Annotated in this window: 20 protein-coding genes and 1 pseudogene; 16 read left to right on the top strand and 5 right to left on the bottom strand. The window is 56.5% G+C overall.

Annotated features, from left to right (window positions below):
- Positions 1 to 74 precede the first annotated feature (74 nt).
- The 10 genes from QA648_RS21610 (at position 75) to QA648_RS21565 (ending at position 10,499) form a co-directional block, all read left to right on the top strand.
- Positions 75 to 1,097, top strand: a complete 1,023-nt coding sequence (locus tag QA648_RS21610) for a GlxA family transcriptional regulator (RefSeq protein WP_283053581.1) — start codon at positions 75 to 77, stop codon at positions 1,095 to 1,097.
- A gap of 132 nt (positions 1,098 to 1,229) precedes the next feature.
- Positions 1,230 to 2,369 carry a ring-hydroxylating oxygenase subunit alpha gene (locus tag QA648_RS21605; protein WP_283053579.1) on the top strand — a complete coding sequence of 380 codons (1,140 nt, stop codon included), beginning with the start codon at positions 1,230 to 1,232 and terminating at the stop codon, positions 2,367 to 2,369.
- A 107-nt stretch (positions 2,370 to 2,476) separates the two neighbouring features.
- A complete protein-coding gene (locus QA648_RS21600) occupies positions 2,477 to 3,253 on the top strand; it encodes an SDR family oxidoreductase (protein ID WP_283053577.1) in 777 nt (258 codons plus the stop codon).
- A gap of 1 nt (position 3,254) precedes the next feature.
- Entirely contained in the window at positions 3,255 to 4,184 is a 930-nt protein-coding gene (locus QA648_RS21595; protein WP_283053575.1) for a 3-keto-5-aminohexanoate cleavage protein, read from the top strand.
- A gap of 1 nt (position 4,185) precedes the next feature.
- Positions 4,186 to 5,607, top strand: a complete 1,422-nt coding sequence (locus tag QA648_RS21590) for an aminobutyraldehyde dehydrogenase (RefSeq protein WP_283053574.1) — start codon at positions 4,186 to 4,188, stop codon at positions 5,605 to 5,607.
- Positions 5,608 to 5,626: 19 nt separating this feature from the next.
- Positions 5,627 to 6,382, top strand: a complete 756-nt coding sequence (locus tag QA648_RS21585) for an SDR family oxidoreductase (protein WP_283053573.1) — start codon at positions 5,627 to 5,629, stop codon at positions 6,380 to 6,382.
- Positions 6,382 to 7,317 (top strand): 3-hydroxyacyl-CoA dehydrogenase NAD-binding domain-containing protein, encoded by a 936-nt coding sequence (locus QA648_RS21580; RefSeq protein WP_283053571.1) that lies wholly within the window; start codon positions 6,382 to 6,384, stop codon positions 7,315 to 7,317. The genes QA648_RS21585 and QA648_RS21580 overlap by 1 nt, the downstream gene beginning before the upstream one ends.
- An 18-nt stretch (positions 7,318 to 7,335) precedes the next feature.
- The gene (locus tag QA648_RS21575; protein WP_283053569.1) at positions 7,336 to 8,580 is read left to right on the top strand and encodes an FAD-dependent oxidoreductase; all 1,245 of its coding nucleotides are present in this window, start codon (positions 7,336 to 7,338) and stop codon (positions 8,578 to 8,580) included.
- Between the two features lie 779 nt (positions 8,581 to 9,359).
- Positions 9,360 to 9,854 (top strand): DUF2247 family protein, encoded by a 495-nt coding sequence (locus QA648_RS21570; RefSeq protein WP_283053568.1) that lies wholly within the window; start codon positions 9,360 to 9,362, stop codon positions 9,852 to 9,854.
- A 201-nt stretch (positions 9,855 to 10,055) separates the two neighbouring features.
- Positions 10,056 to 10,499: a hypothetical protein gene (locus QA648_RS21565; RefSeq protein ID WP_283053566.1), complete on the top strand. Its 444-nt coding sequence runs from the start codon at positions 10,056 to 10,058 to the stop codon at positions 10,497 to 10,499.
- Between the two features lie 220 nt (positions 10,500 to 10,719).
- On the opposite strand, the gene rtcR is transcribed toward QA648_RS21565, so the two are convergent.
- Entirely contained in the window at positions 10,720 to 12,327 is a 1,608-nt protein-coding gene (gene rtcR / locus QA648_RS21560) for an RNA repair transcriptional activator RtcR (protein ID WP_283053565.1), read from the bottom strand.
- 302 nt (positions 12,328 to 12,629) lie between these two features.
- On the opposite strand from rtcR, the gene QA648_RS21555 reads away from it, so the two are divergent.
- Both QA648_RS21555 and QA648_RS21550 read left to right on the top strand, forming a co-directional pair.
- Positions 12,630 to 14,036 carry an RtcB family protein gene (locus QA648_RS21555; RefSeq protein WP_283053564.1) on the top strand — a complete coding sequence of 469 codons (1,407 nt, stop codon included), beginning with the start codon at positions 12,630 to 12,632 and terminating at the stop codon, positions 14,034 to 14,036.
- Between the two features lie 481 nt (positions 14,037 to 14,517).
- Positions 14,518 to 15,297: a hypothetical protein gene (locus QA648_RS21550; protein WP_283053562.1), complete on the top strand. Its 780-nt coding sequence runs from the start codon at positions 14,518 to 14,520 to the stop codon at positions 15,295 to 15,297.
- 565 nt (positions 15,298 to 15,862) lie between these two features.
- On the opposite strand, the gene QA648_RS21545 is transcribed toward QA648_RS21550, so the two are convergent.
- Both QA648_RS21545 and QA648_RS21540 read right to left on the bottom strand, forming a co-directional pair.
- Positions 15,863 to 17,467, bottom strand: coding sequence for a hypothetical protein (locus tag QA648_RS21545; protein WP_283053560.1), 1,605 nt, complete (start codon positions 17,465 to 17,467; stop codon positions 15,863 to 15,865).
- Positions 17,468 to 17,733: 266 nt separating this feature from the next.
- Positions 17,734 to 18,927: an IS3 family transposase gene (locus tag QA648_RS21540; protein ID WP_283054340.1), complete on the bottom strand. Its 1,194-nt coding sequence runs from the start codon at positions 18,925 to 18,927 to the stop codon at positions 17,734 to 17,736.
- A gap of 607 nt (positions 18,928 to 19,534) precedes the next feature.
- Between QA648_RS21540 and QA648_RS21535 the strand changes: the two genes are divergently transcribed.
- Together QA648_RS21535 and QA648_RS21530 are read left to right on the top strand one after the other, a co-directional pair.
- Positions 19,535 to 19,777, top strand: coding sequence for an Imm74 family immunity protein (locus QA648_RS21535; protein ID WP_283053559.1), 243 nt, complete (start codon positions 19,535 to 19,537; stop codon positions 19,775 to 19,777).
- A 267-nt stretch (positions 19,778 to 20,044) separates the two neighbouring features.
- A pseudogene (locus QA648_RS21530) lies at positions 20,045 to 20,269 on the top strand (Tn3 family transposase); the annotation flags it as partial.
- On the opposite strand, the gene trpD reads toward QA648_RS21530, so the two are convergent.
- Positions 20,226 to 21,323, bottom strand: coding sequence for an anthranilate phosphoribosyltransferase (trpD, locus tag QA648_RS21525; RefSeq protein WP_283053557.1), 1,098 nt, complete (start codon positions 21,321 to 21,323; stop codon positions 20,226 to 20,228). The pseudogene QA648_RS21530 and the gene trpD overlap by 44 nt on opposite strands.
- A 298-nt stretch (positions 21,324 to 21,621) precedes the next feature.
- Between trpD and QA648_RS21520 the strand changes: the two genes are divergently transcribed.
- Positions 21,622 to 21,957 carry a hypothetical protein gene (locus tag QA648_RS21520; RefSeq protein WP_283053555.1) on the top strand — a complete coding sequence of 112 codons (336 nt, stop codon included), beginning with the start codon at positions 21,622 to 21,624 and terminating at the stop codon, positions 21,955 to 21,957.
- 248 nt (positions 21,958 to 22,205) lie between these two features.
- Here QA648_RS21520 and QA648_RS21515 read toward each other — a convergent pair whose 3' ends face one another.
- Positions 22,206 to 23,237 carry an AraC family transcriptional regulator gene (locus QA648_RS21515; RefSeq protein WP_283054338.1) on the bottom strand — a complete coding sequence of 344 codons (1,032 nt, stop codon included), beginning with the start codon at positions 23,235 to 23,237 and terminating at the stop codon, positions 22,206 to 22,208.
- Between the two features lie 193 nt (positions 23,238 to 23,430).
- Here QA648_RS21515 and QA648_RS21510 point away from each other — a divergent pair, with 193 nt between their 5' ends.
- Complete coding sequence (locus QA648_RS21510) at positions 23,431 to 24,018, top strand: TetR/AcrR family transcriptional regulator (protein ID WP_283053553.1); 588 nt, start codon at positions 23,431 to 23,433, stop codon at positions 24,016 to 24,018.
- Positions 24,019 to 24,113: the final 95 nt, after the last annotated feature.

The following is a 24,113-nucleotide window of genomic DNA, read 5'->3' as shown; positions in this document are numbered from 1 at the left end:
TTCCCATCAAAAGTCTTGCACAACGCAGCGAGGCGATTAAACTAATTACGACGTCGATTTAACTTATTTGGACCATGTCAAACGAACAGCAACCTGCAGTTCATCTTCTGATCCTTGTCACGCCAAGCTTCAATCTGGCAGCGACGACGGCATTTATTGACCCCTTCCGGGCTGCGAATTACCTTGAGGGTGACACCCGTTTCAGATGGGTTTTAGCCTCCGCGGCAGGTGGCTCCTGTACAGCGAGCAATGGCTTGTCCGTCGACACGGAGAGCCTCAGAAACATTCAGAACAACGCCTTCGATATTGTTGTGATCTCGGCAAGTTGGACGCCGGAAACCGGTAAGACGCCGCCGCTCATGGCCGCGCTTCGGCGATGGTCCCGGGCGGGAAGCATTATCGGCGGATTGGATACTGGCGCGTTCATCATGGCCGATGCAGGTCTATTGAGCGGGCGTCGAGCCACCGTCCACTATGAGCACATCGATGCGCTGAAGGAGCTGCATGGTGATGTCGACGTCTCGGAGGATATCTTCGTCCGTGACGAAAAACGTTTCACCTGCTGCGGAGGAATAGCCTCCGCCGACGTCGCCCTTCACATCATTCGTGCCAGTTCGGGCGATGCCTTGGCGAATGCGGCGGCCCGATACATCTTCCACCCTTCGCTCCGGCCGGCCGGGACACCACAGAATCCAGCGAACGCGGAGCCTTTGGGTAGCCACGTTCCGAACTCTATCCGCCAAACAATCGTGGTCATGGAACAGCACCTGGAGAATGCGTTGTCCATTCCGGAGATCGCAGAGAAGGTCAGCATCTCCCACCGGCAATTAAACCGCCTGTTCCTTCGCTATGTCGGAAAATCACCCGCGATCTATTACCGTGACATCCGCCTGGATCGAGCACGCGGGCTCGTCACCCAAACCGATATGCCGATGTCCGAGATAGCGATCGCGTCCGGATTTGCGAGCCAGGTACATTTCAGTCGAGCCTACCGCGATCGCTTCGGTCTTTCACCACGAACGGACCGAGTGGAGGGTCGGATTCCCTTCGAATTCCGTGCCTGGCCGATGCACCGGAAGTCGGTGAAGACGCCGTGAGAAGGGTCAGGGGATGGTGGCGAATTATGTTAAGCCGATGGCGGACGGCGCATAGTGGCGGCGTTGGGTTGGCAGCAAGCTGTGAACAGTTGAAGGGATGAACCTGTCGTCCCGGCCTCGGGAGGACTGATCATGAGCTTGTTGCCTTCGAAGGACGAATTCGCCGCCATCGCAAAGGGTTATTCGCCCAACGCCTCGCGCTCGCTGTCGCTGAATGCCGTGGCCTACACCGATCCGCGCTGGTATGGCGCCGACCTGCAGGCAATCCTTGCCAAGAGCTGGCAATGGGTCTGTCATGTCGAGAAGCTGCGCGCGCCGGGCGCCTATGTGACCGTCGAGATCGCCGGCCAGCCGATCGCCGTCGTTCGTGATCGCGACGGCGTGCTGCGTGCCTTCTACAATGTCTGCAAGCACCGGGCCCACGCGCTTCTGATTGGTGAAGGCGTCTCGAACAAGATCATGTGTCCCTATCACGCCTGGACCTACAAGCTCGACGGGCAGCTCGTGCGTGCCCCCTATACGGAAAACCTCGAAGACTTTGATCCCAAGGAGATCTGCCTCGACCAGGTCCAGGTCGAAGAGTTCTGCGGCTTCATCTATGTCAACCTCGATCCGCAAGCCGCCTCGCTCAGCTCGCAGACCGGCGATCTGGAGACGGAAATCCGCCATTGGGCACCCGATATCGACAAGCTGACCTTCGGTCATCGCCTCACCTATGACATCAAGTCGAACTGGAAGAATGTCGTCGACAACTTCCTCGAATGCTATCACTGCCCGACAGCGCACAAGGACTTCTGCACCCTCGTCGACATGGACACCTACAAGGTGACGACGCACGGCATCTATTCCAGCCACATGGCCGATGCCGGCACTTCGTCAAACAGTGCTTATGACGTCTCGAACGCCACCGTCAAAACGCATGCGGTCTGGTGGCTGTGGCCGAACACCTGCCTGATGCGCTATCCCGGCCGCTCCTCGATGATCGTGCTCAACATCATCCCCGCCGGCCCCGACCGGACGCTCGAGACCTACGACTTCTTCCTGGAGACGCCGGAGCCCAACGAGATGGAGCTCCAGACGATCAAATATCTCGACGAGGTGCTGCAGGCCGAAGACATTGCCATCGTCGAAAGCGTCCAGAAGGGCATGAACACCCCCGCCTTTACCCAGGGCCGCATCGTCAACGATCCGCAAGGCTCAGGCAAATCCGAACACGCCGTCCACCACTTCCACGGACTCGTCCTCGACGCCTACGCAAAAGCAAATGCGTGAGCAGGCCGAATGGCGATGGCGTCGCTACAGTCGGGCAGTCGCGCACGACGACAATTTCCGTCTATCGAAGGGGAAATGATCCAATGAACGGGAGACTCGAAGGCAAAGTGGCTTTCGTCACCGGCGGGCGCGGTGGGATCGGTCGGGCCATTTGCTCGCGGTTTTTGAAAGAGGGAGCGGTCGTCTACGCCGCAGATCTTTCCGATGCGGGCAGCATGGAGTTTTCAGCCGAAGACGGGGCACGCTTCGTGCGGCTCGACGTTGCGTCTGAAGACGAGGCAAAGGCGGCACTCGCCAGAGTGAATGCCGAGGCGGGCAAGCTCGATATCCTCGTCAATGCCGCGGGCATCGAACTGGAGAAGACGATCGAACACACGACACTGGAAGAGTGGAACCGCAGCTTCGCGGTCAATGTAACCGGGACTTTCCTCGCTTCGAAATACGCCCTGCCGCTTTTGCGAAAAGCCGCAATTGATGGAGTAACCGCCTCGATCATCAACTTCGGCAGCTACGACGGGTTCATCGCTGATCCAGGCCTTGCAGCCTATTGTGCAACCAAAGGAGCGGTGCACGCCCTGACGCGCGCGATGGCCTGTGACCACGGTCCGGAAGGCATCCGGGTGAACGCGATCTGCCCCGGTTACATCGACACGCCGATGCTGCAGAGCTTTTTTTCCGGCGGTGGCTCGGGTGGAAAGGGCGGAACCATCGAAACCCTGAAGGAGGCGGTGCGCAACGTCCACCCGATCCGCAATTACGGCACCCCCGACGACATCGCCAACCTTGTGAATTGGCTGGCGAGCGACGAAGCCCGCTACGCGAGCGGCCAGTTATGGGTGCTCGATGGTGGCCTGTCCGCACAAGTTCAACAAATGAGGCTCTGAAATGTCGAAATCCGTCATTATTACCTGCGCGCCGACCGGCGGCATTCACACGCCCACCATGTCGGAATATCTGCCGATCACGCCGTCCGAGATCGCGGAAGCGAGCATCGAGGCTGCAGAAGCGGGAGCCGCCATCATCCATCTCCATGCCCGGAATCCGTCAAACGGCAAGCCCGATCCGAGTCCCGACCTCTTCATGGAGTTTCTGCCGCGCATCAAGCAATCGTGTAACGCGGTCCTCAACGTTTCGACCGGCGGCGGCCTTGGCATGACCCGCGAGGAGCGCCTGCGTGCCGCCACGAAGGCCAGCCCCGAGATGGCCTCGCTAAACGTCGGATCGATGAATTTCGGCATCTTTCCAATGCTGCAGAAATATTCCAACTGGAAGCACTCTTGGGAGCCAGAGTTCCTGGAGATGACGAAGGACTTTATTTTCCGCAACACCTTCGCCGACATCGAATATACGATGAGGGAATTGGGCGAAGGCCACGGTACGAAGTTCGAGTTCGAGTGCTACGATCTCGGTCATCTCTACAATCTGGCCTGGATCATCGATCAGGGCTGGGTAAAGCCGCCATTCTTTGTCCAGATGGTGTTCGGTATCCTCGGCGGGGTTGGTCCCGACCTCGATAATCTCGTCCACATGCACACGATTGCGAACAAGCTGTTCGGCGACGACTATGAATGGTCGGTGCTGGCGGCGGGCCGCCACCAAATACCCTTCACGACGCAAGCGGCGCTTTTGGGCGGCAATCTGCGTGTCGGCATGGAAGACAGCCTCTACATTGGTCCGGGCCAAAAGGCGAAATCGAGCGCGGAGCAGGTCCGCAAGATACGCTCAATCGTCGAGAATCTCGGACGGACGATCGCGACGCCGGAGGAAGCGCGTCAAAGACTGGGTCTCAAAGGCGGCGACAAGGTGGCGTTCTGATATGCAGACGAAGCTTCTTATCAACGGCGAACTGGTTCAGGGCGAAGGCGAAACCCTCGCGATCATCGATCCGGCAACCGAGAACGAACTCGGCGGGGTGGCCGAAGCCAGCATTGAGCAGGTGGATGCTGCTGCACAAGCTGCCGAAACCGCTTTCGATACGTTTTCGCGCACGACACCGAAAGAGCGGGCGACCCTCTTACTTCGCATCGCTGACGTGATCGAAGCACACAGTCTGGATCTGGCGGAACTCGAGAGCCTCGATGTCGGCAAGCCTTGGCCGTCGGCGCATGACAATGAGATGCCGCTCACCATCGACACGTTCCGCTTCTTTGCGGGAGCCGCAAGGACAATGACCGGAGCGGTTGCGGGCGAATACGTCTCCGCCCATACGAGCATGATCCGGCGCGAGCCCGTCGGACCCGTGGCGGCGATCACGCCCTGGAACTATCCGCTAATGATGGCCGCCTGGAAGCTCGCCGCGGCCATTGCCGCCGGGTGTACGGTCGTGTTGAAACCTTCAGAAATCACACCGCTATCGACACTGAAGCTCGGCGAGCTCCTCGCAGATGTCGTTCCCAAAGGCGTGCTCAACATCGTGCACGGCCGAGGTGCCACGATCGGCGACCGGCTGATCAACGCGCCCCAGATGGAGGCGATTGCGGTGACGGGCTCGCCTGCGACCGGTATGGCGGCCATGCGGGCGGCCTCACAGCAGATTAGGCATGTTCACCTGGAATTGGGAGGCAAAGCGCCCGTCATCGTGTTCAACGACGCGGATATCGACGCGGTTGCTGAGATGGTGCGATACGGCAGTTTCTTCAATGCCGGGCAGGATTGCGCGCAGCCGTGCAGGCTGTTCGTTCAGGACGGCATCTATGAAAAGCTGGTTGATGCCATCGCCGCGCAGGTGTCCGAGATCAGGATCGGAACGCCGAAGGCCGAAGGTACCCAGATGGGTCCCGTCGTCTCCTCCGCACAGCGGGACCGTGTCGCCGGTTTCGTGGATCGCGCCCGCGCGACCTGCGACATCGTGGCGGGAGGGTCAAAGGCCGAGGGGCGCGGCTATTTCTACAGGCCGACCGTGATCGCCAACGTCAACCATGATGCCGAAATCGCCCGCAATGAGGTTTTCGGGCCAGTCGTGACGATCTCACGTTTCTCGGACGCCGATGAAGCGATCTCCGTTGCAAATGCCGGGCGCTATGGCCTCGCCTCGTCGGTCTGGACGCGCAATATCGGGCGGGGAATGGCAGTGTCCAGCCGCCTTCGCTACGGCTTCACCTGGGTCAACACCCATGGCGTCGCTACTCCGGAGATGCCTTGGGCCGCAATGAAGGGGTCCGGAACCGGGTGCGACATGTCTATTCATGCGCTCGATGCCTACACGTCCATCCGACACGTCATGGTATCGCATGGCTGAAAGGGAGGGGCAGCGCGAGATGGGAGACGGAGGCGCGAGGATCGCAGTGGTTACCGGTGGCGGCCGGGGAATTGGTCGCGCCGTCGTCGATAGGCTTCACGCCGATGGGAGCAAAGTGGTTACCTGCGGCCGGAGTGCCCGACCCGGTGATCTCGATGCCGGCGTTTTCTGGGTGCAGGCCGATGTCGCGAGAACCGCCGACGCCGCCCGCGTTGTGGCTGCCGCCGCCGAATTCGGCCATGTCTCGGTCCTCGTGAATAACGCCGGAATCCAATTGGAGAAGACGGTTCGCGATACCACGGATGACGACTGGTCGCTCGTCATGGACGTCAACTGCAAGGGCGTGTTCAACATGTGCCGAGAGGTGTTGCCGGACATGATCGAGCGAGGTGGTAGCATCGTCAACCTCGGATCCATATCGGGACTGGTCTCCGACCCCTCGATGGCGATCTACAATGCTTCGAAGGGCTTCGTGCATGCTTTGACCAGATCGATCGCGGTCGATCACGGGCCCATGGTACGCTGCAATGCGGTTTGCCCCGGTTGGATCATGACCAATATGGCGGAGAGCGGTTTTGTCCTCTCGAAAGAACCATCACGCGCGAAAGCCGATGCGATCGCACGTCATCCAGCACGAAGATTCGGCACGCCCGACGACGTCGCAAACGCCATCGCATGGCTCGTCTCCGAGCAGGCCGGTTTCGTCACCGGACAATGTTTCACAATTGACGGCGGTCTCACCGCCGCTTCACCCCTCCAACCTGGATTATTCTGATGACTGAATTCAAGAACACCGCAGTTCTCGGCGCTGGCGTGATCGGCGCAAGCTGGACCGCCCTTTTTCTGGCCTCCGGCCGCGATGTCGCCGTTCACGACATCGCACCCGATGTGGAAAAAAGCGTTCGCGATTACGTCGAACGGGCTTGGCCGACGTTGGAACAGCTTGGCCTCGTAAAGGGCGGCAATCTTGGCCGGGTCCGTTTCGCCAAATCGGCGCGGGATGCGGTGGAAGGGGCAGCCTTTATCCAGGAGAACGTTCCCGAGCGGCTCGCCATCAAACACGCTCTCTATGAGGATATTGAAGCGCATCTGGAAAATGACGCTGTCGTTGCGACGTCTGCGTCGGGGCTCACACTGTCCGAAATGCAGGCCGGCTGGAAGGACCCGTCACGCTTCGTGCTCGGTCATCCCTTCAACCCGCCGCACCTTATCCCGCTGGTGGAAGTCATGGGCAATGCCAGCACCGCCGAGGGCGTCGTAGAAGCTGCCGAGCGGTTCTACACCGCCGTCGGCAAGGTCACCATTCGTGTCAATCGCGAGGTCCCAGGCCACGTGGCAAACCGTCTGCAGGCGGCGGTGTGGAGGGAAGCGATCCACCTCGTCAAGACGGGCGTCGCGTCCGTCGAGGATGTCGACAAGGCGATGTGGGCCGGACCGGGACTGCGATGGGCCGCGATGGGACCGACGATGTTGTTTCATCTTGGAGCTGGCGAAGGGGGCCTTGCTGCCTTTTGCGAGAGGTACACCGAAAGCTTTAATCGCTGGTGGGATGATCTCGGCGTCCTTCATCTTGATCCCGACTTGGCGAGAACCCTTGTGTCCGGCGTGACCCTGGAGGCAAACGGGCAATCCACCGCGGACTTGTCGCAGCAGCGCGACGCGCTGATTGCCAGCATACAGAAAGCAATGGCCCCGCTGCGGGCCAACTGAAACAAGAAGGAGAGAACCATGGTTGACGATCGGGTTGAAGAGACCGCCCGCATCGTGGTGGTAGGCGCTGGCCAGGCGGGTTTTTCCGTCTGCGCCAAGCTCCGTGAGCTTGGGCACCCCGGGCCGATCACGCTGATCGGAAACGAATCCCATCCACCATATCAGCGGCCTCCTTTGTCCAAGGGCTACCTTCTCGGCGAGACCACGGAAGAAAGGCTCTACCTGCGCCCTCTCAACTTCTACGAGGAACGCGGGATTGATCTCAAACTCTCGACCGACGTCCAGCGCATCGACCGGTCGGCGCACGAGATCATGCTTTCCGACGGCTTGCGGCTTGGCTACGAACGGCTTGTGCTGGCGACCGGCGCCCGGCCACGGCGGCTGCCGGCGCAAATGGGTGGCGACCTCGATGGCGTATGTTACGTGCGCAACCTCGCCGACATCAACTCGATGTCCCATCGTTTCAGGAACGGTCAGCAGGTCTTGGTCGTCGGGGGTGGATACATCGGTCTCGAAGCTGCGGCAGTCTCCGCCAAGCTGGGGCTGAACGTGACACTGATCGAAGCGACGCCGCGCATCCTGCAACGCGTTGCGAGTCCTGAGACATCAAACTACTTCCGAGCACTGCATGCAGGACACGGTGTCAAACTTATAGAAGGTGTCGGCCTCAAGATCCTTCGTGGTGACAACGGCCGGATCAAAGTGGCAGAGCTTGCCGACGGATCCGTCGTGCCGGTCGACTTCGTCATCGTTGGAATAGGCGTCCACCCGAATGTCGAATTGGCTGAACAGGCCGGCTTGGAGGTGGACAACGGGATTGCCGTGGACGTCCATTGCCGGACGTCCGATCCGGCCATTCTGGCCGCTGGAGATTGCGCGTCGTTTCCGTGGCGGGCAGAACGTATCCGTCTTGAAAGTGTCGGAAATGCGATCGATCAGGCCGAGGCCGTGGCCAGGACGATAATGGGCTTGTCGTCGGGATACCAGGCCAAACCCTGGTTCTGGTCTGACCAATTCGACGTCAAGCTCCAGATTGCAGGCCTTTCGAGCGGATACGATAGCATTGTGACCAGAGCCGGGGCGTCAAACGGAATTTCGTTCTGGTATTATCTCGGCGACCAACTCCTCGCTGTCGATGCGATGAACGACCCGCGTGTCTACATGGTGGCCAAGCGCCTCATTGAGGCCGGACAGTCCCCGGTTGCCGATCTGGTAGCAAACTTCGCGACTGATCTGAAATCACTTTTGGGCGCCAAGAACTGAGCTGCTCACCGTATTCCCCACTTGCCAGGTGTCCTTGGGGTGTCCGGCAAGCACCTGCTGGCGATGGCTCGGCCATTGCCAGCTTCTCTCACATAGGCGCAGCAAGTTCGGCAAGCATGCTGCCTGGAGGAGTTCGTCCGTCTTCGGCAGCACTTAGTTTGAATTGTGGCGCGAGGATCGCGCCTATGAACCACTTGACGCTCAGTAACTTCTTTCTGGCGTCACGTGCCGGCGACATCTGCGTGGAGGGGCGAAGCGCTTCCAACGGGAGGTCTGCATGACGACTGGTGGCCCACCAAAGACATCTCGATGACCATCGCCGCGAATTCAACGGAATTATTCAGGCAAAATCAGCTTACCCTGCCGCGCCATCGTTAGCCAGGACGACAGATAGTTCGGCTTCAGCCCATTGCGATCCTGTTCACGGTTACCCGGCCGCTGACTTTCCGAGGCGATCCTCGCCTTAACCTCGTTCAGCTAGCAGCCTTGCCCCTCACGTCTGGCTTGGCCAATCGTAAGAAACTCCCTTTACGCGTCCATGGAAAGCCGCTCACAGATCAATCAGGCAACTTGGGAGAAAAAGCGGTAACGTTGCATGCGTATCGGGCCTACTTGCAACCGCTGGACTTAGTCACAGCTGGATGAAAGTTCAGTGGCAGGTCAGATCGTGGATGCAAATGGACAGCTGACGCATCAGAGATTCATTCCAGATGGCAAGATCACCGGGCAGCCAAATCAGATACCGTCGAAGCTGCCCAAGTAACTGAAACGGATATGTCATGAGATTGTCAATAACGGGAACGTTTTGCTATCGTGAGGCGCCCTGGCTTTACTGGAGCGAATTGTTTCATGGGCTGGAGCTCGGCTATCTGAAACAACGAGACGTCGTTGAATTCGCCCTAGAGAAGCTAACCGTTAACTCTTCTGCCGATCACTATAGTTTGGCTTCTCTTGATGAGAGCGAATACTACGAAGTAAGTGATCTGATATGCAGCCTGACAAAAGACGAAGATGATGCTGGAGATGCCGAAAAAGTTTGGAAATACCTCCTTTTACTATGGCTTTGGAAGCAAAAGGACTCCCTCCTAGATCCTCTTGGGGCTGTAGAGGAATTGTATGCCGATCTCGGGTATCCCGAGGACCTTTCAAAGCTTGTTCGTTACATGCCGCCGACTAACGGCTCGCCGGGTAGCAAGAAAAGATTGATGGAATACTGGAACTCGTTGCTTGAGGTTTATGGTGTTGAGCTTCAGCGGAGCCATATCGCTTCTTGAAATCAAATCTCAGGATATGAGAAATTATCCATACCTTCAGGGATAAAGTGCGCGAATAAGGATGCGAGTAGATTGGGACCCTGTTAAAGGAGCCCACATCAATACTCAAGTTGGCAAAGTTGCAAACGCAGTTAAGACTTCAGTAGAGTTTCCTGGAACAGTTGACGACATAGTCCGGTTTGCTGACGGAAATTTTTACCAGTGACATCACAAAGCATCGAAGTATACGGCTTCAAATTGCCCCCTGGAGAGTTCACGATCATCGTAGGGGAGAGTTCTCTTGCCATTTTTAATAAATTTTTAAATGGTAGGTTCGCCTGGGCAATTTCTGGAATAGATTGGACAAAGTCCAATTATATTTCTCAATATAAAGTGGAAAAAGGGAGAGACATTATTGCTTGCCTCACCGAAATGCGAACTAGGCATCGGTTATCTGGCAAATACTCTTTGTGGTTTGAACACGAAGATGCTGTTTTGATTACTGGGGATCTAAAGATTTTATGTGACATGGTATCTTTTTTTGACGAACATCCAACGCTGGCTTCCACGGATTTCTGGATTTTCTCAGAGTCTACCGGTGAGTGCCTTGAGATCTACCATGAAGATTTAATTACACTTGGAGCCGCCGAGACACCACGGTCCTAGCTGCCTCATTTGAAAAACTGCTTGGCTTTCCGAGCAGTTTGACTGTCGCGAATGCTTAAGCTGGTTGAAGCCAAGCAATATGTGGACCTTGCAATCGCGAAAAACGAATTCATCCTTCGCGAGCGGTTGATGTTCAAGACGCCCTGACGCGCGGATTGCAAGCCGATGCGGATGTCGCTTTTGGCGAGGTCTTCCAGAACAACTAAGTCTCGGCTAACCGCTATCCTCGTCTTTTGACGTCCTCGAATTTCAGGTCGAAGCGGCCAAGATATTTTGTCAGGCGATCGGCGTCATTGCTGCTCTTCTTCTCCAGCCGCGAGTTTTCAAACAAGGCTCTGCCGGCAGCACTTGCCGTGCCGTGCTCCCGGCAGGTGAGAAGGACAGTGGCGAGTTGCGTCGCATCAAAGCGGTCAAGGCGGACGGCAGCTTCAGCGCCCAGCAGTTCCACGATGATAGCATCGGCTGCGTCCTCATTGCTTGAGGTGCGCCAAAAAGCCTTCAGTCGCCGAACTTCGTCATCAACAACGTCGGTCGTGATACGCCCGTGCGGCGCAAGCGTTGCCATGCGGGTCACCGACGCCGACAGGTCGCGGAAGTTGGCACTCCAGACGGCTTGCGGGCCGGTCGCAAAGGCAAGGTAACGTTCTCGCGCTTCCTTGTTGAAGGTGATGTTTTCACCCTCACGCTCCAGATATCGCCTGAGTTCGAAGTCGAGATTGGGCTCTATATCTTCCTTTCGCTCACACAAGGCCGGCAACTGGAAAGTCCAGAGATTCAGACGGGCGTAAAGATCTTCGCGGAACCTTCCTTTGCGGACGTCCTCGCCGAGATCGCGATTGGTCCCCACAAGCAGTTGGAAGTCCGCAGACGTCTCCCGGTCGGCGCCTACGGGTAGAAATCTCTTCTCCTCGATCGCCCGAAGACACATGGCCTGCTCATCGAGGCCAAGTTCGCCGATCTCATCAAGGAACAGCACACCTTTATCAGCCGACTTGAGCAAGCCCGCACGCTCGCCGGCGGCGCCGGTAAACGCGCCCTTCACATGACCGAACAGCGTGGACATGGCCTGATCACCTCGCAGGGTCGCGCAGTTGACCTCGATAAATGAACCGCTGATTTTGCGTTGGCTTTTCTTCAGCTCGTAGATCCGGCGGGCGAGCTGCGATTTGCCGGCACCGGTTGGTCCAGTCAGAAGAACGGGAGCCGTCGAGCGGATCACCACTCTCTCGATCTCGTCGATCATCCGGTTGAAGGCGGCATTGCGGGTCGAAATCCCCGATTTCAGGAACGATGCCGCGTCTTCGCGCTCGGAGGCAAAGCGTTTGGCGATCTCGTCATAGCGGGAAAGATCGAGGTCAATGATCCGATGCGTGCCAGCAAAATTCTGTTCCGGCTCGCGGTCACGCGGCGGCGAGAGCTGCAATAGCTGCCCAGGAATGATGCGAGCTTCGGTCAGCAGGAACCAGCAGATCTGCGCCACATGGGTGCCGGTGGTTATGTTGACGAGATAGTCTTCCGTGTCTGGGTCAAAGCTAAAACTGCGGGCAAAGTCTCTGAGGTACGTATAAACCTCCGAAAAGTCCCAGGGATCCCGGAAGTTGATGAGGTTGCTTCGCACCTCAGTCGCCGGCGAAACGGTGCCAATGTCACCAACGATGCGATGACACAGCGGTTGTGCGTGATTGTCGTGGATCAGCTCCAGGCGGTCGATGAAGAGGCCAGGTTGCTGGCAGAGCGCGACACTTGGCCGCCAGCGGCTCCAGCGATTTTCCCATTTGCCCGCATCCAAAGTGGTTCCCAATATGCTGATGACGACGCGGCGCTTCATTTATTATCCAAAATTATAACAATCTATACGACAGAATAATATTCTAGAGTTAGAGGTTTCCGCAACCAGAGATTTCTTGGACGAAGTTGAAACTTTTTCATCCATAAAAACAATCGGATAGGAGAAATCGCCACGATTTTCGCGCCCAGTTCCTCAAACTGGCACGCCTCTTGAAGTGTATCTGGCACGAACCAAGCGCGAGCACCATCAGGGTCTCCCACAAGTTCGTCATCCAAAAAGGGTGTGAAGAGAAGCAACTTAACAGAAGGACTGCAGACGCAGAAACAACAATGATAACGGTAATGAGCGGACAGGATTTGATCGATGCCGGCATGAGCCAGGGAAAATGGTTTCGCCCGGCTCTCGACGCGGCCAACGCGGTTTTGAGCAAGGGCGGCTCGATGGCGGATGCGCTGGAAGCGGCACGGGCCTTTGAACCCGGCCCGACGCTCGCTTTGAGGGCGGATAATGATATCGAGATCTATTCCAATATTCGTGCCGAAAATGCATTCGAACAGGACAATGTTGAGAAGGTCAACGCGACGATGCGCGCGCTGGTTCGCACACCGGTCGTTCGTGCCGCAGCGATCATGCCGGATGCCTGCCCGGCCGGTCCGATCGGCACGATCCCGGTCGGCGGCGTGGTCGCTTCCGAAGCGATCCATCCCGGCATGCATTCGGCTGATATCTGCTGCTCGATGGCGATCTCGATCTTTCCTGGCGTGGATCCAAAGTCACTCCTGGATGCCGTGAACGCCGTGACGCATTTCGGGCCTGGCGGCCGGCCACGCGGAGCTCAGCTTAGGCCTTCAGACGCGACGCTTTCGGCTTTCGAGCAGAACCCCTATCTGCGCGACGGCGTGCTAAGCGCCGCCATCGAGCACTTCGCGACCCAGGGCGACGGCAATCATTTCGCCTATGTCGGCACGATGAAGTCGACCGGCGAAACGGCACTCGTTACCCATCATGGATCGCGAGCACCGGGCGCGCGGCTCTACGACAAGGGCATGAAGATCGCAAATCGCTTTCGTGAGCGGCTCTCGCCTGAGACCCATAAGGAGAATGCCTGGATCCCTGCGGACACCGAGGAAGGCGACCTCTACTGGTCGGCGTTGCAGACGATCCGCCAGTGGACGAAGGAAAACCACTATGTCCTTCACGACATGGCGGCCGAAAAGCTCTCGGCCAAGGTGGCGGACCGCTTCTGGAACGAACATAACTTCGTTTTCCGGAAGTCGGACGGGCTGTTCTATCATGGGAAGGGAGCGACGCCTGCCTTTGACAACTGGGCACACGATGCGACCGATCTGACCATCATTCCGCTCAACATGGCGGAACCGGTGCTGATCGTTCGCGGATCAAATGCTGCTCATGGTCTTGGCTTTTCGCCACATGGCGCCGGCCGCAACGTTTCGCGTAGCGCACATATGAAGCAGTTGTCGGCAGAGTATGGGGCGGACTCGCGAGGTCTCAGCCCGAATAATATCGCGGCTATCCTGGAGAAGGAAACAAGCGGGCTCGACGTGCGGTTCTTTTCCGGCTTTGCCGATGCATCGGAACTGCCGAGCGCCTACAAGAGTGCTGCCAATGTGCGGGCGCAGATCGACCACTACGGTCTTGCCGAAGTGGTCGACGAAGTGATCCCCTACGGCAGCATGATGGCCGGCGATTGGCAGAAGAACGCACCCTGGCGCAAAAAGCGCGGGTAAGCGTCGGGGAAGGCAACAGAGTTTGCCTTCCCTTGAATGCATCATGCTTGGAAAGCGGCTGAGTTAAAGCATCTGCTTAGCGATGTAGCGTCATTCAAAGGCGCATCCATCCAATTGCGGACAATTGCGAGTTGGTTCCACAACCTGATATTCAAGAAGATATGAAACCTGCAATGGCTGGCCTCACTCTTTTTCTACTGCGTTTCGCTGCTCAAGGCATCGCGCGTATTCGACGGCTCGAACCAGGAAATAACCGATGAATAGGAATCGCGAGGTTCTGTCGCTCGAGACCCGTGACCTTCTCAAATCGTTGCATGAGGGAGTTGAACTGGAAACCCAGATCGGGGCAATCCTCCAGCAATTCAAGGCGATTCCCCCGGCGCCGATCGGTGCCGCGTCGCTTCAGATCCGGCGCGACGCCAACCTTTATGCCGCTCTCCCCGGTCCTTTCTGGCTCAGCCTGCCGAAACCGCACGCTGCCTTGAAACTCCTCGAGCAAACGCCGGGCCTTGAGTTCATTTACATATTCCATTCCGATGGCTACGTGCGCGAGGCCTCGCTCGACAAAATTACGGGTGGCCTACAATCTCCCTTTCTTGTCGCCGCCGTCATGTGGCGAATGAATGATTGGGTCGGACCAGTTCGTACAGCGGCATTCTTCTGTGCACAGCGCGTGTTTCCTCTCACACAACCCGATATCATCGCTCGCGCTGCATTGGATCTGCTCAAACGGCAACATGGTTGGGAGCGATGGGATGAGCTGGAACGATCTATGATCGATGACCTCTACGCCCGGCCGGACATAGCAGCCGAACTCGCGAAGCTGATGATCCAGCAAACAACGGGCCCGACACCGTCGACGTTTCGCCACGCGCTGCGCACGCCCTTGCTTGATGCCCATCTGGAGGACATCTCCACCCAATCGGTGAATCCGATGGTACGGGCGATCGCAGCCGAAGCACTCATCGACCGGATGGCAAGATGGCGCTCCGGTTTTCGTTGGGATTGGATAGACAAACGCTACAATCTCAAACGATGGACTCCGACCTGCAGCGGAAGAGTGCTTGTTTGTTCGGTTTCACCAACGGTTGTCGCTGAAAGAGCAATTATGGATCGATCGCCGCAGGTAAGACGCGTCGTCTTGGATTGCATAGGTCGGAACTCGCTGCCGGCAGATGTCGGCCGGCAATATGCGCGACAGGTAGAATTCGATAGATCTCCAGCCGTACGGGAAGCGGCGGCATTTATTCTGCGCAACTGACACAGATGTCCGAACCAGGAGAATCTTGAATGCCCCGTAATTTCCTCGCCACCGGCCCCCAGAACGCCGAGATCACGATAGTCCTCGCCCACGGGGCCGGTGACGCAATGGATACGCCTGGATGAAAAAATATCGACCGCACTTCCGAGAAAAACTTGCGGGACGTCCGTTTCGACTTCGATTACATATCAGCACGAAGTTCGACCGGAAAGCGGTCGCCGCCCCACACGCCGAACTCCTGAAGCACGAATGGCGCGGCCCAAAGTACTCGCCTTGTTGAAGGGATATGAACCAACGACCCCTTGTTAAGAAATCCCTATGTGCTCGCTTCGTAAGCGAGCAAAGAACTTGGCCTAGCCGAACCGACCGATTGGCCAACGCTGTCCGGCGGTCCGGTTTTGGCCGTCGAGGATGAACTAGCCGCCGTAGAGCGCTAGCCCATCTCAACGACTACTTCCGATCCCACTGTCGTCGTCTGGCAAGCACCCTCCCTCAAAGGAGAGCCCGGAGGGTCGAGTTCTGGTTCAGGTACGAAGATATTGGTTTTGCTGGTACTTTGTGAAGTCTAATAAATCTCTTTTCTCGCTAACAAGTCTTCGATCCGATTTCGTATGTCACCGTTAGGTTCAATTTCCTTCAGCCGTTTTAAAGCAGCCAGGGCTTCCTGCGGCCAGTTTTTTCGATCCCACCCGGATATGGCGCGAATTGACATATTGCGGTTTCTCACTACCGGGCTTTGCAGACCCGCAGCAATAAAGGTCCAGCCTTTCCCAGGAAATTTCTCAAGGTCCTGTAAAATGAAGTCCAAAGCGGAATGCGCTGAGTATCCAGGGCCGAGGCCCATTTCGTTTCTCGGGCCTGTCGCAATTTTACCGAGTGGAATGCATTTCAAGCCAAGCTCCAGCACTTGATCAATGCGTTCCGGGCCTGAGCTGCGCATCAAATCCCACCAATACTCCTCGCCCGCTTCCGTTCGGCCATAGAAATAAGGAAATGGATCGATGCCAAACTTCTGGCATACCCTGCTTGCATCCCAAAACTGTTGCCTGTCTCCAAACTCCAGAGCGTTCGATATCTCCCGCTTCCAGTGATCCTTGGCTAGCATGTAGGAGAGACTTGCGGATATGCGATCAACAGCGTCGGCAGACCAATCGTGCTGAAGTTTCCTTTCACTGGACTGATGCTCATCAAGCCAATCTCGAAGGCGAGAAAGAAAGGAGTAGTGCGAAACGGAAACAAAGGTACCTTTTCCGTGCGCCAAAAGTGCGCGAATGACCGCGCAACCGTGCTCGTAGTCAGATAAACCTTCAGCTGGCCCACCGTCGCCGACTATCATGGTATCGACGATTTCGACGGCAGAATTGAGCAATTCGTGATCTATTCGATCCGCCCGAAGCGCAATGTGCAGGTCACCGGCTCTGGCGCAAATACAGGCCAGATATTCATACATCACAGCATTTCTATAGCCTTCACGAATTAGCCAGTTCTTGATTTCCGGGTCAGTTGCGCCTGCAAGCCGCTCGACCGTGTGAATTCGCCCCCATCCCTCAACGGTCTTGGCCAACTTCCAAAGCGCTCTTTCGCCGTAGCTGTCGTTACCGGAGATGGCGACTGCGGCATAAAGCGTGAACTCGTCATGTCGGCCGAGCGTCAGGAAAATCTCCGCATCATCATTTCCCCGGAGCAGCCCGAGCAATGCCATTGAGAATTTCACCGGCTCTCTGTGAGCGGCGTGCGTCGTAAACCAATGCACAATCTCATACAGCCGGCCAGCGTCCAAATCCCTTTCGGACCTAATTCTTTCGATAAGCGCATCGATGACGCCGAGAGCCGAACCGTCGTTGATCAGTAAATACAAGGCTTTAATGTTGCTTTCCGATGCGTTTTCGATAGCCCCCTTCAACGCCGCATATAGTTCCGAGACGATATGATCTTCCCTGTTGGAAGCGCCGTGGTGGCTCATCACTCCGTCCATGGCCCCCGGTGCGAATGAAATTTTATTTGGATTACTCGCCGGTTCATCGGGAAGCCGATAGCCCTCGTCCGACAATCCTGTCGGCCTTGCCGGGACGAGATGTGCAGCGATATGGTTATAGATGGACGAAGCACTTCCCCAAGGCGGGTTCTGCTTGTTAGGAGGCCAGACCTTTTTCTCGAAGAAACCCAACATAAGAACCTCTACGCATTTTTCAGATCTTAATTTGCATACTTATGTCGTTTGGCAGTCAATTGCGAGACTCTGGCCGCAATAATTTCAATGAGATAGCTCGGCACTTTATCTGAGATTGAGCAGCTAATTTGAGATTGGTGCTCGTGTTTTGGCAGTTAATTTGATATTTGGCATACTGAAAAACCGCCTAGCTTAAGCAGATGACAGTGACCAGTATCGCAATCTTTACAGCGGATTTGGAGTTGCCCCCAAAAGACCGGACATGCTCAGGTTTGAGATTGCGAGCTGATGAACTCGCGCGGCGATTGATATCCTAAAGCACTGTGCGGGTGAAGATTGTTGTAATGCTCGAACCAGAACGGCAGTTGAGCGATGACGGTTTCAGCGTCGGGGGTTGGATTCACCGAGACGTAGTCGCGCTTGAAGGTTTTGACGAACGCCTCGGCCATGCCGTTCGATTGCGGGCTTCGCACCGGTGTCGTGCAAGGTTCCATGCCGATGTCGCGGAGCAAGGATGCCGTGTCCCTGGCGATGAAGCAGGAGCCGTTGTCGGTGAGCCATTCGATGGGCTCGGATAGCATGTTGATGCGGCCGAAGCGGTTCTCGACAGCGGTGATCACGAGGTCCTGCACGTCTTCGCTCTTGATGCCCTCGGTGGTGGCGACATGGGCGATTGCCTCGCGGTCGCAGCAGTCGAGGGCGAAGGCGACGCGCACCTTCTCCTTGTTGTCGCAGCCGATCTCGAAGCCGTCGGAGCACCATCTGATGTTTGAACGCTCGACGGCGACCCGGCCGTCGTGAAGGCGATCATTGACCGCTCCGGTATGACGCACCAGCAGCAGATTGTGCAGCTTCATCACCCGGTAGACACGCTTGGCATTGGGCCACGAACGCCCCAGTTTCCGGGCATTCCGACGCAGGATGGCATGGACACGCCGATAGCCGTAGGTAGGCGTATCGGCGATGACGGCCTTGATGTCCTCCAGCAGCTCACGATCAGGTAGTGGCGGGCGTCCTCTGGCTTTGGAAGGGAGCCTGCGGCGCGCGCGGCGATATTCGAGCGGGCGACACCCAAAGTTTCGCAGACGGTCTTCATTCCAAAATCCCCTCGGAAGAGAGCGAGCGCAACAGATGTTTTTTGGGCCACCGGCGATTTCGAGGGCTTCCTTCAGGATTTCGCTCTCCATCGTCTTCTTGCCCAACAGGCGTTGCAACTCCTTCACCTGGGCCTGAAGCGCCCGGTATTCGGAAGCCGGAACGACCTCCTCCTCGGCGGCCGTCGCCGTCAGTGCCCCTTGGGACGCCAGCTTGCGCCACGCAAACAACTGGTTCGGCTGGATACCGTGTCGACGCGCGACGATGCTCACCGTCGCGTCCGCCTCATAGGTTTCGTGGATGATCGCGAGCTTCTCTGCCGTGCTCCAACGCCGCCGACGTTCCGGCCCGGAGAGGACTTCCATCTTAAAATTGCTGCTAGTCATATTACCAACATTACTCCTACCCACTTAGCTAAGTGGTGGAGCATGTCCGGGCCTTTCGGGGGCTAATTCAGGATTACCCCAGAATGGTCAACGAGAAAGGCATGCTTAGAATCTCAAATTAACTGCCAAAAGCTACCACAACGACCGCATTCTCACGTTTAACTGCCAAACGACAAGTGGTTTGGGTTCTACGGCCGCAAACAATCCGGTTGCGACGCAACCGAACACTGCGTTCTTCTGGTCAGGTCGAACTGGCAGTGTTGGCGGTCAAGATGTCGCCGCCCAAATTGCCCTGGAGAACGGCGGTACGACACTTGAGACGTTAATTGGGCAGAAATGGCGTCCAGATGCCAGCATGGGACGCCTCAAACCCTGCGGTTGTCCAAGCGTGGCAGAATATTTCCGCGCTGTATGCTGCCGGTGCCTCGGGAACAGTTCGCGCGGTCATTGGCTCAAGCCTTCGGCCGGGTAACGTCTGGGAAACCGCCGAGCTCCCCGCCTTGATGAACAATCCTAAAGTTACGCAGATCATTACTATTGACCCTGCGACGGGCGCTAGTAAGGTCATCTTTACGCGAGGTAAGCCATGATCCTTGATGTATCACGAGGCCATATCAAGGTGAACATTTTGGACCGCATTGCAACGGTGCAGGGGGAAATGTTCTTTCCAGGACACGACAAGCTTGGCTTTGCGGTCTTTTCAGACACCATCGATTTCTGGGATCCACCTGACCAAGCCTTGCCGATTTCGGCTGCAGAAAAGCAAGCGATATTAGATGATATAAAGGCGGAGTTTGCCAAGGGAGGGCATACGCTTGAGATTGAATAGCCACAAGCAAGGCGAAATAGGTTAAATGGTACCCGCAGGTATCCCTGGGATCTGCTCGACGGGCCGGTTAAGTGAATGATCTATGGTCCTTGTCAGCGTCCGCTGCGATCTTCCTGTTGCTTAGGGCAAATGATCGCCTTGATGAGAATCGAACTGTCGACGGTAGTCCGTCATTGATATCTCATAGAAGCCCTTGCAGGACCGAAAACATATTATGTGCTCAACACCGGGACCAACACACCGCAGCGGAGTATCCCTTGGGAGCATTTAGAGATACCAATTTCCATCGGCCACTGGAATACCGTCTACCTCAGCGTGCCACTGCTCATCTGCGCCAACAGGGCCGGAGCATTCCCGATCCTCAAACGTGTGTCCCCACTGAGTTGGGAACACATAAATCTAACCGGCATCTATTCCTGGGACGCCGGACAGCAGATGCCGGAAGGCTTCAGACCATTGCGGCTTCCCGGCCGTCTTCTTCGGGCGGCATGATGTTCGCTACGACCTGATCTTCGCGACTGGTCCACCGCCTATAGTCGTCCAGCTTCTCAAGCGCCCTACCGCTATCGATGCTTTGGTCAGCCATAGCCAATCCTTCTTCAAAAGACGAGGCTAACCCACCGACGATGATGGCCGCAGCGGCATTGAGAGCAACAATTTCCCGTGCGCAACCAGAAATCTGGCCGTTAAGAATTCGAATCATCTTCGAGGCGTTAAATGCCGGATCTCCTCCATGCAATTCATCCCAGTCAATCTTGCTGAAACCAAAGGGGGCGGGATCGAATTGCATTGTGGTAACCTTCCCGTTTTTGAATTCGCTGATCTGGGTGAGACCTTCGGTGGATATCTCGTCCAAGCCGTTGTGGGCCGATACGGCCATAACATGCACCGCTCCGAGACGGCCTAACGTCTCTGCTACGACATTCGTGTATCGTCGGTCATAGATCCCAATAACCTGCCGTCGAGGGTTGGCGGGATTCGACATTGGGCCAAGGAGATTGAAGAAAGAACGGATCCCCGCCTCTCTCCGGCTCTGGATGACGTTCTTCATTCCTTGGTTAAAGGAGGGACCATGCATGAACGCCAGCCCTATAGCGTCAAGGCACTCGGAGACTTGTCTCGGATTACGGAGATTCCTCCCTCCAAGCGCCTCTAGTACGTCGGAACTGCCAGATTGACTGGAAACTGCGCTGGTGCCGTGCTTTGTCATCGGAACACCAGCGCCGGCGGCAACAAACATCGAGGTGGTCGATATGTTGAAAACGCCCGCGCTTGGCCCATCTCCACCTGTGCCGCAGACGTCCACAACGTCGAGGTCCGGCGATGTTGCAACGGTTATCGACGCTGCGCGGTACGCACGAACCATTCCTTCAAGTTCTTCTGGCGTCTCTCCTTTCAGGCGCATACCCATCATGATGCAGCCAAGTTCAACGGGCGAGAAGTCCCCCAATATGAAGGAACGCATCATCGATTCCGCTTGATCAGCGGATATGTCATGGCCTTCAGCGAGCGGCTTGAGAATTGAAGCAAGCGAAAATTTAGTCACGGAACCCTCCTTATGGGGAGCCACCGTGACCGGAAGATGGGGAGACTTCGACCATACTTTGCCAGCTCACGGCGGCAAATGGTCAAATTCAATAGATGACAACTGCCGCTCCTAAAAGGAGCGCCACCAAATGCCGAAACTGCTGTTGGTGCGGTCGATCATCTTTGGTTGAATGCCACATCAGAATAGATTGCTCAAGAGGAGGGCCGCGATTTGAAGGGCGTTCACTGTCCGTTCGTTCTTGGCGCAGGATTTTGAACTGCTCTTGTCCTGCCCCCCTGTTGTCGCGATGTGGTCCTTGGCCGCCGTTCCCGCAGCCACCGCGCAGGCTCTATATCTCAGCAGCGGTGAGCCATTTTGTATCGCAATACACGGGGATGAAAAATCGATATCCTCCTTTGCGGCGTTACGAGGGCTGTCTTTCTACACAAATCGTTCTGGCTTCAAGGACGCCGACCGCTGGTATTTCCATGGTCTCCTTCTTGTCGGCAACGGCAAGGATATGCGGCCCTACAACTGGTCTCCGCAACGTTTGCGTTTCGATTATCTCGCGGACCCAGATCGGATGCTGGTTGGGGTACAATCGGCCTGCGTTCCCAAGGTTGCCTTCTTGCGTTCCCTATCGTTGTTTTAGCGTCCTCGCTTCCGAAAGCTCAGATTTCGCAACGGAGGCACCGGTTGCTTTTGCTCCTACAACTTGATTAGATACGTACTACTGTCACTACGATGGCTCGGTGTCCATTTTCAAGCGAATCCCGCACCTAAGCCTTTGGTGCGTCAATGTGAATGAACTGGAACAACCCGCAAATGGGTTAGCGGTTGCCAATCAGAGAATAGCTCTAGGTAGATCAGACACATTATGAAATGCGTTACCGGCTATCTCTAATTGCCAGGTACACCGAACGGCAATGTCCAGCCCGAAGGTCGATTGAGATATTCTTGATGATGAGGAGGAGCGGCCTGTTTCAGCACGGAGCCGGCACGCATATTCTCCAGCGTCTCCCCAGGCGTGTGACCGAATTCGGTCTTGAATAGACGGTAGAAGTATTTTTCGTTCGAGAAGCCATGCCTCCAGGCGATTTCGGCGATATGCGGATGCGGCCGGCTGGGATCTGCCAGCACTTGGTAAGCACGGCGTAGTCTCCTGCGCTGTATTTGCCGCATGATGCCGCCGCTGCCCTCGAACAATTGGTAGAGTTTTGCCCGCGACAGACCGGCGTCCCGGCAAATCCGATCAGGCGTGAGATCGACGTCCAGCAAATGCATATCGATGTAGCGTAGGACCCGCTCACGCAGCCCGTGTCGGATCGGACTGCACGCCTCGACCAACGCATCCGGCGTCGGGGAGACCGCGGCGGTCAGAAGCTGCAGGGTCGATTGAACGACATAGGGAATTTCATGCTCGGTAAGGCTTGCAAGGTTTCGCAGCAGCGAAAGCAGATGGTCGCCAAGAAGACGACCTACGCCACCCGCCAGCGTCTGCCCGTGCAAAAGCGCGGTTTGGCTCGGCAGCAGATCTCTCGGCACCACCAAAGAGATCACGTCGCCTGCCTCGACCAGGCCTTCGTTCACCTGAGCGGCGTCAAGGACGAACAGATCCCCCGCCGCTTTTACGGGTTGGGCAGTGCTCCATCGACACAAATATCGGCCACTCACCATTAAAATGAACCGAAAGAAATCATGACCATCTGTTCGGATACGGCGCTCGGCTCGATTGGTTTCGTGGATGGAAAACCGGGTGTGATTGAGCCACCGTCTACCGGATAGGATAAGAGGGCCGAGAGCAGCGCCGGTGGCTTCGGCATCGAAGGCGATGGAAGCATCGCTCCGCAATATGCAATCGCAGGGATTGTCGCAGACCCAAGCGTGAAACCGATCTCTTTCAGGAAAGTCGAGCGTCGAAAAATTGAACATCAAAATGGAATTTTGCGCCATTGAACTTTGCCTTTAGCCGCAGTTTTCGAAAATATGCAGCATTAAGTTGAGTAGCCAAGCCGGAATGGTTGCTAGAACAGATAGAACGATCAGTATAGAAAGTCCATAAATAAAAGTTTGGACAAAGAAGTCTGATGGCCTATTCCGGGATGGGGTTCAACTTGAGGCATCAATGAGCCCGAAAAAAGAGCAGCTTATCGCGGTCGCGACCGACTTGTTTTCAAGGCACGGCTTTCATCCGGTCGGAGTCGACCGGATTTTGGCTGAAGCCGGCGTCGCCCGCATGACGCTTTACAACCATTTTCCCGGCAAGGATGATCTGATCAGCGCCGTCCTCGATCGCCGTTACCAGGACATCATGGCCAGTCTTCGCGCCTACGTCGAACCCACGGCTTCGGCAAGGGAGCAGTTGAGAGCCATTTTTGCATGGCATGAGGCATGGTTCGACACCCCGGAATTTTCCGGCTGCCTGTTCGAGCGTGCCCTTGCTGAGTTTGGCACCGACTATCCAAATATTTCCAATGTCGCCATTCAATACAAGAAAACCATGACGGCGTGGATGGGCGACATGTTGAAAACCCTTTTACCGGAACATGTCGCGACACGCGTCGCCTCGATCCTCTTGATACTATTGGATGGCGCCACGATCGATGCTCGCGCGTTTCACGATCCGACCGTCGCCACAAGGGCATGGGGCGCCGCGGAGGCCATTATCGAACGGGAAATAGCGCTGACCTCATCGAACCCACCACGGCGTTAGCGATATCGGAGCGATGAGGCACCGATAGCACGAAGCCCGGCATAGGGCGTCTTCAGAGTTTGGAGCGGCGATCGCCGCACGCACGCTTGAACCGA

The sequence above is a fragment of the Rhizobium sp. CB3171 genome, assembly GCF_029714265.1.
Lineage (GTDB): Bacteria > Pseudomonadota > Alphaproteobacteria > Rhizobiales > Rhizobiaceae > Rhizobium.
Note: the sequence above shows the minus strand (reverse complement) of the source record. Positions and strands in the feature narration are given on the sequence as shown.